Below are 16,197 nucleotides of genomic sequence, written 5' to 3' on the forward strand. Positions count from 1 at the left end.
CACTGGGTTATTTTTTAAGGAAATTTACAGCGGTTTAAAGATTATACCAATCAGTATAAACATTTAGTCACTCAGCGAGAGTTTAGCGGTTTTGAGGCAAGGCAACGAGTGAAGAGCATAGTTGTTCTACGTTCGAGCTCGTTAACACAGCATCAGAATCGCTAAAACTCGCCATTCTGGAACGTTTTTGGCTGCCTACTTCTGCGTTGAATAGCTTTATAAGGGAATAACCATTATTGCAGCTATTCGTCTTGAATTAGTTTGCCAAAAATCGTTCTGAGCTGATCAAATTCTTATACTGATTGGTATCAGATGTTAGTGATGTTTAACTTATTTAAATTTGCCGATTTATGCTTGAAGATAAGCATATTGTTGTCCCTATCACAGAACTGGGTGTATTATCCAGTCCCACCGCTTTATGTCTAAACTTGTTTTAGGCAATTCATCGATACTTAGCGCTTATCAGGGCTTAAAGCCTATTTGGCGATTGTAAAATAGAACTCATGATCCAAACTATCCATAAACTGGGACGACCAAGTATCGTCCTACTCATCACTTTCGTCTCGGTATCCACGTCCTTATTCATTACCTCCATGGTATTTTATGTTTGGCAACGTAGCGCTATTAGTAATATTGGCATAGCCGCAGCAATTTTGACTCCGTTAACCGTGGCTCCCTTTGTCTCATGGTATTTACTGGGAGTTTTGATGAAGGTCAGTGCGCTTGAACAAGAGATGAGACTGCTTGCGTCTCTTGATCCACTTACAGGACTATTGAATCGGCGCGCGTTTTTTAATGATGCCAAAGTGTTGGTTAATTACGCTATTCGCGAACAAATTAGCGTATCCATTGTTGCGCTAGATTTAGATAAATTTAAATCCATTAACGATACTTATGGCCATTCAGCCGGTGATTTAGCTTTAACGAATTTTACTAAGGTCTTGAAAAGTTGTTGCCGACAATCGGATGTAATTGGCAGGCTGGGGGGCGAAGAATTCGCGATACTTTTACCAAATACTTCAGCGGATGAAGCCTACCAATTTACTCAACGTTTGCATCTAGCCTTAGGTCATTCGTCGATCAAAGTAGAAAATACGTTGATAAAATACACTGTCAGCATAGGTTTATTATCTTTGGTGCCAACTCAGATGGATACTATTGAGAGCTTGCTGCATAAAGTGGATGGTTCACTGTATCTTGCAAAAAATAGCGGCAGGAACCGGACGGTTGTTTATGGACGCTAAAACACCATTATTTGGTGTTTGGCGGATTAAAGCTGGCTTTATAAAGCTTAGCAATATTAAAAGTTATCGGTAAGCCTAACTGTCTATAGCTAGGTCGCTAGACTTACTCGAAATAGGCGAGATTATGCCGATAAATTATCGAGCACCACATCATCACCAATGTCATAAAGTGCTTGAGTTAACTTGTCTTCGTCATGGGTGTTCATGCCAACGTTAAAGTCAGCCCTAAATAATGGGATCCCAGTGTGGCTCGCACTTTCATAGCGGGTGCTCATGTGCTCAATATTAATGCCGAGCGCACTAATTTTATTAGAAATTTGATGTACAAGACCGGGTCGATCATTAGCGACTAATGAATAACTAACATGTTTATTTTTAGCTTGTGGTTTGCTGGTTTTAGCGTAAGTCAGCGCTACACCGTCCAGTAACTCTAATGTTTCAATTAATTCATCCCACTGAGCAGCGGGGACTTCTAATAATAAAATGGCGGCGAAAATACCATCAATATGACGTAATTCTGAATCTAACCAGTGGCCGCCGTGTCTGCTCACGCTATGGGCAATCTGCTCTACTAAGCCTTCTCTGTCACTAGCTTGCAAGGTAACTAGATATCTTAACATTTGATATTACTCCATTATTTATCACGTCAAAGGGTATATATTCTTTCTAAATCTATAAGATAGCGCTTCATTGCCCAGCTATTTACATCGGAAATTCTTGCTCATTAAGTCGGCTTTTAGTTCACCGTTGTAACACTAGTGTCATTTTTGCGTCATATAATGCACCACATTAAAATATGCTGAGCTAATGTCGTGGCAAATCAAAGCACGCTTCTAGTGTTAGCATAGTCGTTAATACAATCCCAGTTAAACTTTGACTGGCTTTATAATAATCGAGGTTCTTAATGGAAACTCAGGTAACTCAGCCTGGACCTGCAGCGAAAAACCTATTGATAAACAATGGGACGACGCGCAGAGCAATCAAGGATAAAGCAGCCCAAATTGGTGTCACCGTAGGTGGAACCATGGTGTTTGTTGCGCTGCTATTGATCTTCTTTTATCTACTGTATGTAGTAAAGCCAATCTTCGACAGTGCTGATGTTACAGAAGTTGTAAGTGCTGAGTTTCATGACGCTAAGCCAGCATTAATGGTAGGTAGTGATGAGCAAAATGAAATCATGTACCGGGTTTCGCAACTAGGTAAAGTCGACTTTTATGACACTCATACATCTCAGTTGCTAAGAAGTGAGCAAATTAACACTCCTGCAGGCACTCAAGTGGTTAGCAGCTCTGCAGCTGTGCCGAGTGAGCAACGCTTTGCACTGGGTTTAGATAATGGCCAAGCAATTATCGCAGGTGTTGAGTTTGGGGTAACTTATCCCGATGACAAGCGACTCATCACGCCTAAAGTGCGCTTTTTAAATGGCAATCAAGCACTGACGGTCGACAGAGAAGGGCGCGCGCTAAACAACTTAGTATTTGATTACAGTAGCGATAAAATGAGCTTTGTTTATCAAACAGATGACAAAGTTTGGCACCTTTCTCGCCAAGAAGGTGAAGAGAACATGATGACGGAAGAAGTGGAGTGGATGGCTTATAACAGCATCATTCCTGATTCTCCTGTTAACGTGCAGCAGCAATTAATGACGCCAGATCAACGCCAGTTGATTTTAAGCTCAGACAATAAACTGTTTGTTTATAACATTCGTGACGCAGAAGCAGTTGAGTTAAGCCAAGTGCTTTCACTTGGCCGTGCAAAAGCCAAAGTCACTAACGTTACTTTGCTTGCTGGCGCCAGTTCATTATTAGTGAGTTACGATAACGGTGTTGTACAACAGTACTTCCAAGTGAACGGTGAGCAAGGTCGTCAATACCAAGAGATCAGAGACTTTGACGTTAAAGGCGATATTCATAGTGTAGCGTCAGAATTTTATCGTAAGAGTTTTGTCACAATTACTGAAGATGGCGAGTTAAGCTTGCTATACACCACTAGTGAAAAGCAGCTTTTCTCTGAAAACCTTGGTCTGAAAAACCCAGGAACAGTAGGCTTTAGCCCACGCTCAAATGCATTAGTCGTAGAGGCCGATGGCAAACTTAACCTATTCAGTGTTTCTAACACTCACCCTGAAGTGTCGTGGAGTGCGATGTGGCAAAAGGTTTGGTACGAAGGTTATCCAGAGCCTCAATATGTTTGGCAATCAACATCAGGTTCAGATGATTTCGAGGCTAAGTTAAGCTTGATGCCACTGGCTTTCGGTACCATGAAAGCCGCACTTTACGCTATGTTGTTTGCGACTCCGTTAGCGATTGCTGGCGCAGTTTATACTGCGTATTTTATGTCGCCAAAAGTGCGCGCAATCGTCAAACCGACCATTGAAATTATGGAAGCCTTGCCGACGGTAATTTTGGGCTTCTTAGCGGGTCTTTGGTTAGCACCGTTAATTGAAGACAACCTCCCTGGTATTTTAACACTACTGGTGTTGCTACCTATTTCAATTTTAACAACCGCCTTTGCTTGGCATAAAATGCCAGCAAGCTGGAAACAGCGACTACCAGATACTTATCAAGAGCTTATCTTACTGCCGATCATTATTTTTGTTGGTTGGTTCTCGTTCGCGATTAGCCCTGCATTAGAGCTAGCGTTATTTGATGGCAACACCCGTATGTTTATTACTAATGAGCTAGGTATTACGTTCGACCAACGTAACGCGCTGGTAGTTGGTATTGCGATGGGCTTTGCAGTTATTCCTACTATTTTCTCTATTGCTGAAGATGCAGTGTTCTCAGTACCGCGTCATTTATCAAATGGTAGCTTGGCGCTTGGTGCAACAACCTGGCAAACACTGACTCGAGTGGTATTGCTGACAGCAAGTCCAGGTATTTTCTCAGCAGTGATGATGGGGCTAGGCCGCGCTGTGGGTGAAACCATGATCGTACTTATGGCAACAGGTAACACCGCTATTATGGAGTGGAGTGTGTTTGAAGGCATGCGTACTCTAGCTGCCAATATTGCGGTTGAAATGCCTGAGTCGGCAATTGGCAGTTCACATTACCGAGTGCTGTTCTTAGCGGCCTTTGTACTGTTTATCTTTACTTTCTTCTTCAACACGATTGCGGAAGTGGTGAGACAGCGTTTACGTGAACGTTACAGCTCACTTTAACCCCTTTGTTATGGATGATAAGAAAATGATGTTGAATAAAATTTCACTAAATACAATTTCGGCAAATGCCTTAAGAGGTTTAGCAAATGGGTAAGTGGTTTAAATCGGGTTCTCCTTGGATTTGGATGACCAGCGGCGCCGTCAGTATCAGCTTAATTGCAGTGCTGGGTTTATTGTTGCTAATTGCATGGCGCGGCCTAAGTTACTTTTGGCCAGCTGATATTTATCAGTGGGAAATGAAAAACCAACAAGGTGAGCGTTATACCTTAATTGGTGAAATCTACGATAAAGAAGAAGTACCAACGGAGCGCTTAATTGCAGCCGGGCATAAGTTTGATACTGAAGTGGGCGACAATGTTACCCGTTACTTAGTTAAAACGGGTAACCGTGAATTTGTAGGCCTAGATTTTCGCTGGATTCTAGCAACGGATATTATCTCGCGTTCTAAGCCTGCTGATATCGCAGTGATTGAGCGCAGTAAAAATGGTGATTTTTACGGTTATCCCATTGCAATTATCGAAGACGGTAAGCGTTTAACTTCACAAGATATTGAAGCGGATTTTGAGTCGCATATTGACCGCGCTGTCGATTTAAATGAGCAAGCACTATCGCTGCAAAAAGGTGTTATTGGCTCTATTAACTACGAGCTTGAGAACCTGCGCTTAAAAGCTCGCAGTTATGAGTTGGATAACGCACTAACTGAATCTCGCAAAGCTGAAATCGAAGCGGCTAAAGCTAAGCTAAACGCTGAGTATTTAGTGGTAGAGAAAGAGTTCTTTGCCTTGAAAACCCAGGCGGGACGAGACGCTGTTGTTATTCGTGATATGCGCGGCGAAGAAGTCACCCTCAAACTTGATACTATTTTAGATGTTGCTTACGCCAACCGCTTAAGCTTTATCGGTAAAATAGGTCATTGGTTTGTGGGAGTGGGCAAGTTTGTCAGTGACGATCCACGTGAAGCCAATACTGAAGGTGGTGTGTTCCCGGCGATTTTCGGTACCGTGTTTATGGTGATGTTGATGGCTGTTATTGTGACACCGTTTGGGGTTATCGCCGCAATTTACTTACATGAATATGCTAAGAAAGGCCCGATTACTAAGATGATCCGCATCGCGGTTATTAACTTGGCAGGTGTTCCTTCAATCGTATACGGTGTGTTTGGTTTAGGCTTCTTTGTATACATGTTTGGTGGCACGCTCGATCAGCTGTTCTACCCTGAGGCGCTACCGGCACCAACCTTTGGTTCACCAGGTGTGATTTGGTCTGCATTAACGTTAGCCATTTTAACTTTGCCAGTTGTTATTGTATCGACTGAAGAAGGGTTAAGCCGCATTCCAAGTTCAGTGCGTCAAGGTAGTTTGGCACTCGGTGCTACAAAAGCTGAGACGCTATGGCGGATTATTATCCCAATGGCGAGCCCTGCGATTATGACAGGCCTTATCTTAGCCGTTGCCCGTGCAGCAGGTGAGGTGGCACCACTAATGTTAGTAGGTGTGGTTAAGCTGGCACCAACGCTACCTATTGATATGAATTTCCCATTTGTGCATTTAGAACGTAAGTTCATGCACTTAGGTTTCCACATCTATGATGTTGGTTTCCAAAGCCCTAACGTAGAAGCAGCGCGTCCTTTGGTATACGCTACTTCATTCCTTTTGGTCTCGGTAATTGTGGCACTTAACTTAACTGCCATTGGTGTACGAAACCACTTACGCGAAAAATATCGTTCGCTTGAGCATTAATTGACGATTATCCTAAGCAGTAGGACAGAACATGATTTCAATAGATCAATCGGTAATGAAGACTGATATGCTAGACCTAGAAAACCTTACAGAAGAACAAACAGCTCTAGAGATCCGCAACTTGGATCTTAAATATGGCGATAAGCAGGCACTGTTTGATGTGTCGATGAAGATCCCTAAGAAAAAGGTGACTGCGTTTATCGGCCCAAGTGGTTGTGGTAAATCGACACTGCTTCGCTGTATTAACCGTATGAATGACTTGGTCGACAACTGCCATATTGGTGGTGAGATCATGTTACATGGTCAGAATATTTACGATAAAAGAGTGGATGTAGCCGCGCTTCGTCGTAACGTTGGTATGGTGTTTCAGCGCCCAAACCCATTCCCTAAATCAATTTATGAGAACGTGGTTTACGGTTTACGCCTGCAAGGGGTAAATAATCGCCGCGAACTTGACGATGCAGCAGAGCGCTCGCTTCGAGGCGCCGCGATTTGGGATGAAGTGAAAGACAGACTGCACGACAACGCATTTGGTTTATCTGGTGGTCAGCAACAACGTCTAGTGATTGCTCGCGCAATCGCCATTGAGCCTGAAGTATTGCTGCTTGATGAACCAACATCCGCACTGGATCCAATATCAACCTTAACAATTGAAGAGTTGATCACTGACCTTAAATCGAAATATACCGTTGTTATCGTAACGCACAACATGCAACAGGCGGCGCGTGTATCAGACCAAACAGCCTTTATGTATATGGGCGAGTTAATTGAGTATGCTGATACCAATACCATCTTCACCACGCCGAAGCAGAAAAAGACCGAAGATTATATTACCGGTCGTTACGGTTAATTGAGATAGGAATTATTGCAATGGAAAACATGAATTTAAATAAGCATATCTCAGGGCAGTTTAATGCTGAGCTTGATGATATCCGTAACCGTGTATTGGCGATGGGCGGCCTTGTCGAGCGTCAACTAGAGCAATCATTAGATGCGTTAGGCGCACTAGATGCTGAGCTCGCGCAAAAGGTGATAGACGGCGACCACAAAGTTAATGGCATGGAAGTCGCAATCGATGAAGAGTGCACTCGAATTATTGCTAAACGCCAACCTGCGGCAAGTGATTTACGCTTAGTGTTAGCGATTTCAAAAACCATTACCGATCTTGAACGTATTGGCGATGCTTGTGTAAAAATTGCAAAAGCTGCCATGGATAAGCGCTCTAAAAATCAGCAGCCACTGCTTGTTAGCATTGAGAATATGGGACGTCATGCAACCCGTACATTGCACTCAACACTCGATGCTTTGGCGCGTATGGACGCCGATGTCGCGTTAGAGTTACACAAAGAAGATAGAAAGCTCGATACAGAATACGAAGGGATTATCCGTCAATTGATGACTTATATGATGGCGGATCCTCGCTCAATTCCTGAGGTGCTAGATGTACTTTGGGCGGCGCGCGCGGTAGAGCGTGTAGGGGATCGTTGCCAGAATATTTGCGAGTACATTATCTACTATGTAAAAGGTAAAGATGTGCGCCACATCTCGTATGAAGAGATGGAAAAAGACTTAAAACTTTAATATTTATTAGCAAATGTATCAATGGTTGAGCTAAATGTTAATAAGGCGCAGTGAGATTGAGTTCACAGTTCTTTATAAATGTTGAGTTAGGTAATGCAAAAAAGCAGCGATTAAGCTGCTTTTTTATTTATGGGCTATAGACGAAACCGTTAAGCCGATAAATAATGTATAGTGTAAGTGAATAGTGTGTTGTAGCTCCCTGTTAGTAAAATCCCATTTAATAGCTGAACCGGCCGTAATACGGTGTTTTCAAGTTGGGCTATTCAATGTGATTTGTTGTACGTTTTAAGGTAAGTAAGTGCTTATTACTTAAGCCATTCTAGTAGCTAAAGTGAAAGCAAATATTTTCTTGATTGGTATTAATATGTTAAATCACCCAAGGCATTATCTATTGTTTTAGATAATTTGCGGGACACTTAGCATGTTTAAGGTGAGTATCACTTACGAGTCGAACAACACAATAATAACCCCGCCAGTGTATTGTGATTATCAGTTAATACACAACGCAACATGGCGGCCTTGTCGCGCAAGCTAGAATAATTGCGCGTACTTAATTAATTTCGGTAACTCTATGTCGATAAAATCGAGCATTAATCCACCCGTCTTTTTTTCATCAGTTATTTTAATCACGTTAATGGTTGTTGTTTGTGCCGTATGGCCGACACAATCACAAGATATTTTTAAAACCGCACAATCTTGGTTTGAGCTTAAAGCTGGTTGGCTTTACATCCTTGGTGTAGCCGTTTTCCTTATTTTTATCATCTTCGTTATGGTCAGCCGCTTTGGTGATATTAAGCTTGGCCCTGATCATGCTGAACCCGACTATACCTACAAGAGCTGGATCTCCATGCTGTTCTCAGCAGGTATGGGTATTGGTTTGATGTTCTTTGGCGTTGCAGAACCTGTGATGCACTATATGTCGCCACCTGATGCAGATCCAATGACCATTCAAGCGGCAAAAGATGCCATGAAGATCACTTTCTTCCATTGGGGTATTCATGCCTGGGCTATTTACGCTGTTGTGGCATTGAGTTTGGCATATTTCTCTTACCGCCATAAGTTACCTTTATTGCCAAGAAGTGCTTTATACCCGCTAATTGGCGATAAGATTTATGGCCCAATTGGTCACGCTGTCGACACGTTTGCGGTACTAGGCACCATGTTTGGTGTGGCTACATCACTTGGCTTTGGTGTTTTCCAGCTTAACTCTGGACTTAACTTCCTACTTGATGTGCCTGTTAGCACAACGGTTCAAGTATGTTTGATTATTGGTGTGTGTGGTATTGCAACACTATCAGTTTTCTCAGGTCTAGATAAAGGCGTTAAGCGCTTAAGCGAATTGAACTTATTGCTAGCAGTTTTACTACTGGTATTTGTGCTTATCTTTGGCCCAACCGTTGAATTACTGCAAGCATTTGTGCAAAACACCGGTGCTTATTTAAGTGATATTGTAGGTAAAACATTTAACTTGTACGCCTACGAGCAAAAGAACGATTGGATTGGTGGCTGGACGCTTCTTTATTGGGGCTGGTGGATCTCATGGTCACCATTTGTTGGTACCTTTATCGCTCGTGTTTCTCGTGGTCGTACTATCCGTGAGTTCTTAGTGGGTGTGCTGTTTGTACCATCAGCACTAACATTTTTATGGATGACCGGTTTTGGAAACAGCGCTATTGAAGTGATCTCAAGCGGCGGCACTTATTTATCTGAAGCGGTATCTAAAGATGTGTCAGTTGCTCTGTTTGTGTTCTTTGAGCATATGCCATTCTCGACTTTACTATCTTCCATTGCGCTTTGTTTGGTGGTGACCTTCTTTGTGACTTCGTCAGATTCAGGTTCATTAGTTATTGATAACTTAACCTCTGGTGGCGATCACAATGCGCCGGTTTGGCAGCGTATCTTTTGGGCTGTTATGCAAGGCGTTGTGGCATCGGTGTTATTACTAGCGGGTGGTTTACAAGCATTACAAACCGCAGCGATTGCCAGTGCTCTACCATTCTTAATCGTGATGTTACTCATGTGCTTTGGCTTGTATATTGCGCTTAAAGATGACTGGCTTAAGATCAACAGCGTACAGTCGCACAATACCAGCGTCCAGTTCACTAAAACGAACGTGAGCTGGGAGTCGCATATTGATGTGTTGTTATCGCACCCTAGCCAGCAAGAGGCGCAAGACTTCTTAGATGATGTGGCGCAGCCTGCATTAACTAAAGTGTGTGAAAGCTTCTTAAGTCGTTCGATTTCAGCTGAGATCCTAAACTTTGATAATCGTGTGCGCTTTGTGGTTCACAGTGAAGAGCACAATGACTTTGTTTATGGTCTTAGGATCCGTGCCTTCAGTATTACTAACCCGCTTGAAAGTGAAGTTGCTGAAGGTGATACAGCCTACTACCGAGTAGAAGTATTCCTAGAACACGGTGGTCAACACTACGATGTGATGGGCTTTACTCAAGATCAGCTGTTAGCCGATGTAGTGACCCAATATGAGAAGTACTTACATTACTTGCACCTTTCAAGTTCTGAGTACTTAGGTAGCGAAGCGAACTAGTTTGCAAAGTAAATAAATCGCGGCTCATATTCACGGATATTTTGCGATGAAATCTACCTAGACTCGGTATACAATCGAGTCTAGGTAACAAACTTTAAATGAGAAATGTAATGTCGACCAATCAAGGGCAAAGTAAGTTAGATAGAGTATTGGCTGAAGCTAGGGAATATAAAGCAAAGCGTGAAGTGGGTTACCGCGAGCAGGCGCTAAAATTATATCCATGGGTTTGTGGCCGTTGTACTCGTGAATTTAATAATGCCAATCTGAGAGAGTTGACGGTGCATCATCGTGATCATAACCACGATAATAATCCATCAGATGGTTCAAACTGGGAGCTGTTGTGTCTTTACTGCCACGATAACGAACACTCAAAGTTTGAAGAGTTGATTCAGTACGGTTCAACCACTGAAACTAAAGTTGAAGTAGCAACTTATAATCCGTTTGCTGATTTGAAGAGCATGCTGAAAAAGTAACATCCTTATCTTGTATGGTATAGCGATGACGCAATCATTAAAAAGCCGCTCTTAAGCGGCTTTTTTGCGCCTATTTTTTGCGGTAGAGTTAATTCACTTCTTTAATACGGCTTTCAGCTTCTAGCCATTTATCACGACTTAAAATTGCGCTATTTTCACCACCTTGCATATTGGCTTTGCGAGCGTTGATGTTTTGCCAAATTTCAGCTTTGCGGTCATCGCTGGCTTTGCCCCAGCCTACAATTTCATCAATATGACGATAACAGCCCATACAATAATCTTCATCGTTTAATCCGCAGCGAGCAACGCAGGGTGATTGCATAATAGAATTAACTTTTTATTTGTTCGAATTTGCGGCAGATCTTAAGGGAGCGAACTAGAACTTACAAGTGTGGAGTTATTTGCTTGGTGATAATCTTTTACTCAAGCGCCGCACAATGTGCGTGAGTAGTCCATAATTGACATAGCAATAGGTAACGGCATAAACCGATGGTAGTATTGATGCATATTGGCCATTAGGCCTTTTATTTCAATGTATTGTGTGTTTTTTGGAGGAGTTATGAAAGCGGTGTTTCGCTTTTGTTTTATCGCTGTTGCAGCAACACTGTTAAACGGGTGTTCACTGCTAGAAATTAAGTTGGAAAGTGGTATTGAGCCATTGCCACAAGAACAGTTAAATATGCGTGTATTTAGTCGTGATTTTAGTACGGTTTTCTATAGTCAGGTTGAAAGCGCTGCAGATTTGATTGAGCGCAACACTGACAGCATTCCGGTTAAATCTAACACCTTAATGTGGAAGATTAACGCTGAGCAGAATTTACAGCATACTATTTTCCAAGCATCGCCAACGGCTGCAATGCTAGATACATGGGTATTCACCGAGCAAATGGTGGAGTTTTTTGAGTCTGGTGCTGGTAAAAATGTCTTTGGTGAACAGCAAGCTGTTGCAGTTGAAGCAAGCATTAAATTACGTGATCAATTTGAGCGTACCGTAAAGAGTTTCGGCGCTGCTAAATTTAACAAGAACCAAAAGTTCGTTAAAGAGTATGTCGCTAGTCATCCAATCAAGGATATGGCATTTGCGCGCGAATCTGCATTTACTGATTGGCTTGAGTTTCACCAAATTAGTGAATTTGATGCCATCACCACCTTTGGTACTGTGCCTGAGGTGATGAGCGACATTTCTGACAGAATGGCGATGATTGCCGAGCAAATGCCTAAAATCTTAGGTTGGAAAGCAGAGCTGTACGCACTGCACTCAAATATCAATGCCGATGAAATTCAGCGTACTTTAACCAGTATTAGCGACACATCAGCTAAGTTTCAGCAACTGATGGCGCAAAGCCCTGAAATGATGCAGTCATTGGCGGTTGATATGCGTAAAGAGTTAACGCCATTGTTAGCTCAGCTTAGCGCAGATACCGACGATAAGCTGAAACAGTTATCAGTTGAACGTCAAGCATTAGAGCTAATGGTTAAGAATGAGCGTCAAGCATTAGAAACCATGGTGGCACGTGAACGTGCGGCTGCGGCTGTTGACTTAGAGCAGATCTCACAAAATGCGGTAGAAGTGGTTTTTCAAGAGATCACTAAAACCCTGAAGAGCTTAATTTTGTACTTTGTACTCTTCTTAGTTGTGGTCTTTTTTGCTCCTCTAGGCTTAGGTGTGTGGTTAGGTAAGCGGATGCAGATAAAAAAGCAAACGACTCCCAAGTTGAAAGCAGAGGCAGCGACCAAGTAGTCGTTAAGCAATAGTCTGCTATATATGTAGCTATCGCATGATAAACTAACGGGCAGCCACTAAGCTGCTCGTTTTCATTAGTGCATCTTTTTACTTCAATATAAAAGCTATTATCAATTCCATGACTGCAGAGCAAAAACTAAAGCAAATAGATACCTTACTCACTCAGAGCCAGATGCTATGGCGTTGTCGTTCATTTGAGTGTCAGGATTTACCTTGGCAACAGGATTTTCCGGTGCTTGCCGAGTTAGTTTGGCAGTTAGATGATGATGTACTAGATAAGATTGATGCCTGTCAGTACACCTTAAATAAAACCTTATTGCCTGCATTAATCGCTGATTTAACTGCACAAGCTAAAGACTGGCCTATTGCACTGTTGGAGCAATCAGCCATAGGTAATGTAACACCAGTTGAGACAGAGGTGTTATCTACGCCGCAATTACTCGATGAAATTGATGAAGCGCATTTTAGCGCCCATATTAAAGGGCGTAAGTGGCAACAGATTAACGCCTTTGTTGCTAAGCTTCCCGTCGATAAAACGCCTGTGCTTGAATGGTGTGCAGGTAAAGGCCATTTAGGCAGGTTAATCGCCAAAGCTCATCACAGAGAAGTGGTCAGTCTTGAATGGCAACAAAGCCTGTGTGAGACTGGAGAAATGTTTGCAACTAAGTGGCAGCTGCCACAGCGCTTTATCTGTGCCGATGCTTTTGCTGGCCAAAGTGAGCAATTGCAAACCAAGCAACTTGCTGTAGCGCTGCATGCCTGTGGTGACTTGCATGTGCAGTTACTTAAGCATGCTTGTCATGCAGGCACGCAACAGGTTGTGATTTCACCTTGTTGTTATCACCTTATTCAAGACAAACAGTATCAGCCATTATCGGCTGTGACCAAAGCAAGTGAATTGACCTTACATCGTGCTGATCTGCAGTTGCCACTGCAGCAAAGCGTGATTGCAAACGAAAAACATAAAGCTCTTCGTCTGCAGGAAATGGCTTGGCGCTTAGGTTATGATGCGCTGCAACGTGAGGTGCGCCAAACTGATAGCTATTTGCCAGTACCAGCGCTAAAGCAGAGCCAATTAAATGGAGAGTTTAGCGACTTTTGTAAGTGGGCTGCTGCAGCTAAAGACGTGAACTTGGCCGATGACATCAATTGGCAGTATTATTGCGAACTAGGCGAGCAACGCCAAAGATTGACTCGTCGCATCGATTTAGTGGCTCACCTTTTTAGAACCACACTCGAGCAATGGTTATTACTCGATAGAGTCTGCTATCTAGAAGAGCATGGCTACCAGGTTAGTTTGAGTGAATTTTGCGCAAACAGTATTACGCCGAGAAATGCGTTAATTACTGCATTTAAATAAAAATTCTAGGCTAGCTTAATTTAATCTTGTCGTAACAAATTGTTTATTAAGTTGTAATTAAGTTAGCTGTGATTGAATCCGCGCGAAAAGTGACGCCATTTTTCAAGTAAAGTCTAAGATGGATCAGATTAAAAGAGCGATGTAATGCGGTTTTTTATTGAATCATTGGGATTTTCTTGCTCAAATGGCTGGTTAATAATAAATAACAATCTTGATAGGCTGTTAATCCGCCAATCTTGTGAGCGACTAAAAGCAGTTTCATGAAATATTCCCGCGTTTTTATTAATAGTATGGCCTACGAGCTAGCGCCAGAAGTTGTGTCGACTTCGGAGCTTGAATCGCGTTTAGCGCCTTTATACCAAAAGTTTCGTATTCCAATGGGGCAGCTTGCCACGTTAACGGGAATACATGAAAGACGCTGGTGGCCTAAAGGGCACCGTTTATCTGATGGTGCATTAGCAGCAGCCCATAAAACTATTGCTGAAACTAATGTGCAGATAAGCGATTTAGGCGCAGTGGTTTATACCGGTGTATGCCGTGACCAACATGAGCCAGCTACTGCTTGCCGTATTGCTGCCGAGCTTGGCGTCTCTAAAGACACTGCTATTTACGATATCAGTAACGCCTGTTTGGGTGTGCTTTCGGGCATTTTAGATATCGCCAACCGTATTGAGCTTGGCCAAATTAAAGCCGGCCTTGTGGTCTCTTGTGAGTCTGCTCGTCATATTGTCGATATCACTATCGATAAAATGCTGGCAGAACCGACAATGCAAAATTATGCGCAGTCATTAGCGACATTAACGGGTGGCTCAGGCGCTGTGGCAGTCTTGTTGACCGATGGCAGCTTAAACCTTAAAGGCAATCGTCAACACCAACTGCTAGGTGCTAGCCATCTATCGGCGCCAGAGCATTACGATCTCTGTCAATGGGGCCTTGAAGAAGCGGGTCCACAGCTGTATCGCGAGTTTATGCGTACTAATGGTGTCGCACTGCTAAAAGAAGGCGTAGAGCTTGCTCGTCATACTTGGAGCCACTTCCTTGAGCAACGTAACTGGTTAGTTGAGCAAGTCGATAAAGTTATTTGTCACCAAGTGGGGGCGTCTAACCGTCGTAATGTACTGAGCGCATTAAATATTCCGGAAGAAAAAGAGTTTCCAACCTATAAGTTACTGGGCAACATGGGCACAGTATCTTTGCCTGTTACTGCTGCAATGGCACATGATCAAGGCTTTTTGAAAAGCGGCGACCAAGTAAGCTTTTTAGGTATAGGCAGTGGTTTGAACTGCATGATGTTAGGCCTTAAGTGGTAAGGCATGAATAACGCGGGCACTGCTCGCGTTATTGTCTGCAAACGCCAAGTTTGCCCCTTAGCTTACACAGCGTCCAATAAGTATAAGAAAGATAGGAAACGTCATGCTAGACACTCTGCACCCATTTAAACGCAATTATTTAGATAGAAACGGTAATAAGCTTCAGTACGTTAATGAAGGTCAAGGTGAGCCGGTTGTTATGGTACATGGCAACCCTAGCTGGTCTTTCTATTACCGCAATTTGGTCAGTGCATTAAGCGACAAGCATCAATGTATTGTGCCTGATCACATTGGCTGCGGCCTATCAGATAAGCCTGACGACAGTGGCTATGATTACACCCTTAAAAATCGCATTGATGATTTAGAAGCTTTGCTTGAACACTTAGATGTAAAACAAAACATTACCCTAGTGGTTCATGATTGGGGCGGCATGATAGGCATGGGCTACGCAGCGCGTTATCCTGAGCGTATTAAACGTTTGGTGATTTTAAATACGGGTGCATTCCATCTGCCAGTGACTAAGCCGTTTCCTTGGGCGTTATCGATTTGCCGTAACACTGCGTTAGGCACTTTTCTTGTTCGTGGGTTTAACGCATTTTCATCGGCTGCATCTTATGTAGGTGTAAAACGTAAACCAATGCATAAAGATATCCGCGAAGCTTATGTGGCTCCTTTTAACTCATGGGCAAACCGTATTTCGACCCTGCGCTTTGTGCAAGATATCCCGCTAAAGCCGGGTGACCGTAATTACGATTTGGTATCTGATATCGCAGCTAGCTTATCTCAATTCCAACAGGTGCCAACGGTTATCTGTTGGGGCTTACAAGACTTTGTATTCGACAAGCACTTCTTAACTGAGTGGAAGCAAAGAATGCCGCATGCCAAAGTGCATGAGTTTAGCGATTGTGGTCACTATATTCTTGAAGATGCTAGTGATGAAGTCATTGGTCATATTAAAGACTTTATTGCTGAAACTGAGGTACAAGCTGCTGGAGTTAAGCAGACCGATGATGCTAAGCAAGAATCGGTAGCTTAGTC

The 16,197-nt window shown here is 42.9% G+C and carries 13 protein-coding genes; 11 read left to right on the forward strand and 2 right to left on the reverse strand.

Annotated features, from left to right (window positions below; all coding sequences use genetic code 11):
* Positions 1-503: 503 nt before the first annotated feature.
* Positions 504-1,244: a GGDEF domain-containing protein gene (locus L2740_RS11450; protein ID WP_248950328.1), complete on the forward strand. Its 741-nt coding sequence runs from the start codon at positions 504-506 to the stop codon at positions 1,242-1,244.
* 122 nt (positions 1,245-1,366) lie between these two features.
* Here the strand turns inward: L2740_RS11450 and L2740_RS11455 are convergent, their stop codons facing one another.
* On the reverse strand, positions 1,367-1,864 hold the full coding sequence (locus tag L2740_RS11455; protein ID WP_248950329.1) for a glycine cleavage system transcriptional repressor: 498 nt from the start codon (positions 1,862-1,864) through the stop codon (positions 1,367-1,369).
* A gap of 284 nt (positions 1,865-2,148) precedes the next feature.
* On the opposite strand from L2740_RS11455, the gene L2740_RS11460 reads away from it, so the two are divergent.
* From L2740_RS11460 to L2740_RS11485, 6 genes are all read left to right on the forward strand, one after another.
* On the forward strand, positions 2,149-4,404 hold the full coding sequence (locus L2740_RS11460; RefSeq protein ID WP_248950330.1) for an ABC transporter permease subunit: 2,256 nt from the start codon (positions 2,149-2,151) through the stop codon (positions 4,402-4,404).
* Positions 4,405-4,490: 86 nt separating this feature from the next.
* Positions 4,491-6,143, forward strand: a complete 1,653-nt coding sequence (gene pstA / locus L2740_RS11465) for a phosphate ABC transporter permease PstA (RefSeq protein ID WP_248950332.1) — start codon at positions 4,491-4,493, stop codon at positions 6,141-6,143.
* A gap of 31 nt (positions 6,144-6,174) precedes the next feature.
* Positions 6,175-6,993: a phosphate ABC transporter ATP-binding protein PstB gene (gene pstB / locus L2740_RS11470; protein WP_248469361.1), complete on the forward strand. Its 819-nt coding sequence runs from the start codon at positions 6,175-6,177 to the stop codon at positions 6,991-6,993.
* A gap of 20 nt (positions 6,994-7,013) precedes the next feature.
* Positions 7,014-7,724: a phosphate signaling complex protein PhoU gene (gene phoU, locus L2740_RS11475; protein ID WP_248950333.1), complete on the forward strand. Its 711-nt coding sequence runs from the start codon at positions 7,014-7,016 to the stop codon at positions 7,722-7,724.
* Positions 7,725-8,295: 571 nt separating this feature from the next.
* Positions 8,296-10,272, forward strand: a complete 1,977-nt coding sequence (locus L2740_RS11480; RefSeq protein WP_248950334.1) for a BCCT family transporter — start codon at positions 8,296-8,298, stop codon at positions 10,270-10,272.
* Between the two features lie 110 nt (positions 10,273-10,382).
* Positions 10,383-10,745, forward strand: coding sequence for a YajD family HNH nuclease (locus L2740_RS11485; RefSeq protein ID WP_248950335.1), 363 nt, complete (start codon positions 10,383-10,385; stop codon positions 10,743-10,745).
* 88 nt (positions 10,746-10,833) lie between these two features.
* Here the strand turns inward: L2740_RS11485 and L2740_RS11490 are convergent, their stop codons facing one another.
* Complete coding sequence (locus L2740_RS11490; RefSeq protein WP_248950336.1) at positions 10,834-11,067, reverse strand: DUF1289 domain-containing protein; 234 nt, start codon at positions 11,065-11,067, stop codon at positions 10,834-10,836.
* A gap of 237 nt (positions 11,068-11,304) precedes the next feature.
* Here L2740_RS11490 and L2740_RS11495 point away from each other — a divergent pair, with 237 nt between their 5' ends.
* The 4 genes from L2740_RS11495 to L2740_RS11510 all read left to right on the forward strand — a co-directional run bounded on the left by L2740_RS11495 (position 11,305) and on the right by L2740_RS11510 (position 16,195).
* Positions 11,305-12,486 carry a chemotaxis protein gene (locus tag L2740_RS11495; RefSeq protein ID WP_248950337.1) on the forward strand — a complete coding sequence of 394 codons (1,182 nt, stop codon included), beginning with the start codon at positions 11,305-11,307 and terminating at the stop codon, positions 12,484-12,486.
* A gap of 121 nt (positions 12,487-12,607) precedes the next feature.
* A complete protein-coding gene (locus tag L2740_RS11500; protein WP_248950338.1) occupies positions 12,608-13,849 on the forward strand; it encodes a methyltransferase in 1,242 nt (413 codons plus the stop codon).
* Between the two features lie 260 nt (positions 13,850-14,109).
* Positions 14,110-15,159 carry a 3-oxoacyl-ACP synthase III gene (locus tag L2740_RS11505; protein WP_248950339.1) on the forward strand — a complete coding sequence of 350 codons (1,050 nt, stop codon included), beginning with the start codon at positions 14,110-14,112 and terminating at the stop codon, positions 15,157-15,159.
* A gap of 103 nt (positions 15,160-15,262) precedes the next feature.
* On the forward strand, positions 15,263-16,195 hold the full coding sequence (locus L2740_RS11510; protein WP_248950340.1) for an alpha/beta fold hydrolase: 933 nt from the start codon (positions 15,263-15,265) through the stop codon (positions 16,193-16,195).
* Positions 16,196-16,197 lie beyond the last annotated feature (2 nt).

It is taken from the genome of Shewanella pneumatophori (genome assembly GCF_023283895.1).
GTDB classification, from domain to species: Bacteria; Pseudomonadota; Gammaproteobacteria; order Enterobacterales; family Shewanellaceae; genus Shewanella; species Shewanella pneumatophori.